This is a genomic window from Pseudomonas sp. 39004, assembly GCF_028682155.1.
In the GTDB taxonomy this organism is placed as follows: domain Bacteria; phylum Pseudomonadota; class Gammaproteobacteria; order Pseudomonadales; family Pseudomonadaceae; genus Aquipseudomonas; species Aquipseudomonas capeferrum.
Map to the genome: position 1 here is coordinate 1 of NZ_JANIAG010000325.1, position 2,252 is coordinate 2,252.

The following is a 2,252-nucleotide window of genomic DNA, read 5'->3' on the forward strand; positions in this document are numbered from 1 at the left end:
GCTGCAGGCCGGCCAGGGTTGCCAGGCCCTGCTCGGTCCAGTCTTCGGGTACGAACGGATAAGCCAGGAAGACCCGTTGCGACCACTGCTCAGACAGGCTTGCCAGCCCCCCGACCACCTGGCTGGAGGCCGCGAACAGGTAGGGTTTGCGGCCTGCCGCCTGCAGCGCTGCGGCCAGTTCGGCAAAGGCCTGGGCGCGGCCGAGAAAGACGATGCCCTGGCCGTCCACGGCCTGGCCATCGAAGGCCTGGATGGCGCCAGGTGCCCAGCCTTGCTGCACAAGCTGCTCGCGTACCTGTTCGGCCAGCGGCGCCTGCTCGTTACCGGCGTAGACCACGCGCAGGCCATCCGGGCCAAGGCCCAAGGCTTCGCGGGCATGGCCGGCCAGGCTCAGCAGTTGCACGGGCAAGCCCGGCAGGGGGTCGAAGATCTGCGCACTGCCGCCACTGCGCGGGGTGCTGCCGATCAGCGGCACATTCTGTTGCGCCAGCACGGGCGCCAGACGCTGGTCAAGCATCGGTGCCAGGGGGGTGATCAGGCTGAACACCTGCTCGTGTTCCAACAGCTGGCGCAGGGCCTGTTCGGCGCTGTGCGGGTCGCTGCCGGGGTCGAGCACCACCAGCTCCAGGCGCCGTCCATGCACACCGCCTTGCTGATTGAGTTGCGCCAGGCCGTCTTCAAGCACCGCGCGCACCACATGCCCCGCTTCGGCCAGCGGCCCGGAAGCGGGGAGCAACGTCCCCAGCCGCAGTACGCCCTCCTCCACGCCCGGGTCGCGGTCCTCGGCCAGGCGTTTGAGGTAGGCCGTGAGGTTGCGCTGGTCGGCCAGGGTCAGCTCGAAACGCGGCATGGCGGCGTCGAGGTGGTTGCCGGCAGGGTCCACGCCCTGCTGGATCGCCCTGGCCAGGCTGGCGTCGGTGTAACCCGGGTAACTGCGCCCGTTGGCCTGGCGCTCGCCGTGGCCCAGTGCCAGGCGCTGCCAGTCAAGGCTCGGTGGGCGAACACCGCCCTCGGCGCGGCCGCGCCCGTCGCTGCCGTGGCAACTGGCGCAGGGCAGCACGCTGGCCGGCACGCTCATGTCGCTGGCGCCCACCCGCGCCAGCAATTGCGCGTCACTGCTCGACAGGCCTTCGCGGTACAGGCGTTTGCCGGCCTGTTCGTGCTCGGTGAGGTCGAGGGCGAAGGCTGAGCTGGCAAGGCTTAAACCTAGCGCCAACAGCAGGGCGTTGTATGCGCGGCCAAACCCGCCTGCACTCATGATGGTCACCGACCTGCCAGCGGTTGGGTCAGCAGCTGCATGCGCTGGGCGATCGCCACAGGTGGTGCATCCGGGCGGATCTTGCTCCAGCGCTTGCCTGCCACGTCACCGGCAATCAGCTGCGTGGAATGCTGCTCGGGGCTGGGCAGGAACTGGCCGATACGGCCCAGTACCAGGTCGACACTGGCCTTGTCACCCGTCAGGAACAACCAGTTGGGGCCATCCACGCCCTGCTTCTGGGCAAAGGCCTTGAGTGCCGCCGGGGTGTCGTTGAGCGGGTCGCTGCTGATCGAGACGAAGGTCACCTGCCCTGCCAAGACCGGCCCCATGGCCTCACGCACCTCCCGCAGCTTGCGGGTGATCAGCGGGCAAGCATCGGTGCAGTGGGTGAAGATCACGTTGAGCATCACCACCTTGTCCTTGAGCACATCGCTGTAAAAGCGCAGCTCGCGGCCGTTCTGGTCCTTGAGCACGGTATCGGTGAACCAGGTCTGTGCATCGCGGGTACCGCCGCCACTGCTCATCGCCTGGGGCGCGGGCTGTGGTTCGGGGGCCTGGGGCGCATGGCCGTCATGGGCGAAGGCCACCGAGGCGAGAATCCACAGGCAGCCGCCCAGTACCAGCCAGTCGAAACTGCGCATCCCGACGCGGCGAGAAGTCGAATGGCTCATGGTTGCACCTCGTTATGGTCGGCGATGGGTTCGGCGCTGTGCTCGGCAATGGCCGTGCTTTTGGCATGCACCCGGCGGGCGCTCAGGCGGTTGATCTCCGCGACCAATACCGCCGGGTCGGTGAAGCCGTAGTAGCGGGTCCAGTGCCCGCTGCGGCCATCACCCACCAGGATCAGCGGCGGATGCTGGCTCAGGTCGGCACTGAAGCTGCCCAGGCCCTTGAGGGTTTCGGTGATGGCGTACGGCGTGCCGGTCAGCCAGCTCCAGCCTGGCCCTTTCTGAAAGGCCTTGGCGTAGTGCTGCAGGCGCTTGAGATCGGAAGA

At 68.0% G+C, this 2,252-nt stretch carries 2 protein-coding genes and 1 pseudogene; all 3 read right to left on the reverse strand.

All coding sequences use genetic code 11. From position 1 onward, the window contains the following. On the reverse strand, positions 1-1,258 hold a 1,258-nt coding region (locus NP534_RS26620), incomplete at its 3' end, for a cytochrome c/ABC transporter substrate-binding protein (protein WP_274100714.1). A gap of 5 nt (positions 1,259-1,263) precedes the next feature. Next, positions 1,264-1,929: an SCO family protein gene (locus tag NP534_RS26625; RefSeq protein ID WP_033697584.1), complete on the reverse strand. Its 666-nt coding sequence runs from the start codon at positions 1,927-1,929 to the stop codon at positions 1,264-1,266. After that, positions 1,926-2,252, reverse strand: a pseudogene (locus NP534_RS26630) (SCO family protein); the annotation flags it as partial. The pseudogene NP534_RS26630 and the gene NP534_RS26625, both read right to left, overlap by 4 nt.

Bases quoted from the DNA above. Each gene is read 5' to 3' on its own strand.
- NP534_RS26625 (WP_033697584.1), bottom strand. From the start codon at position 1,929: ATGAGCCATTCGACTTCTCGCCGCGTCGGGATGCGCAGTTTCGACTGG.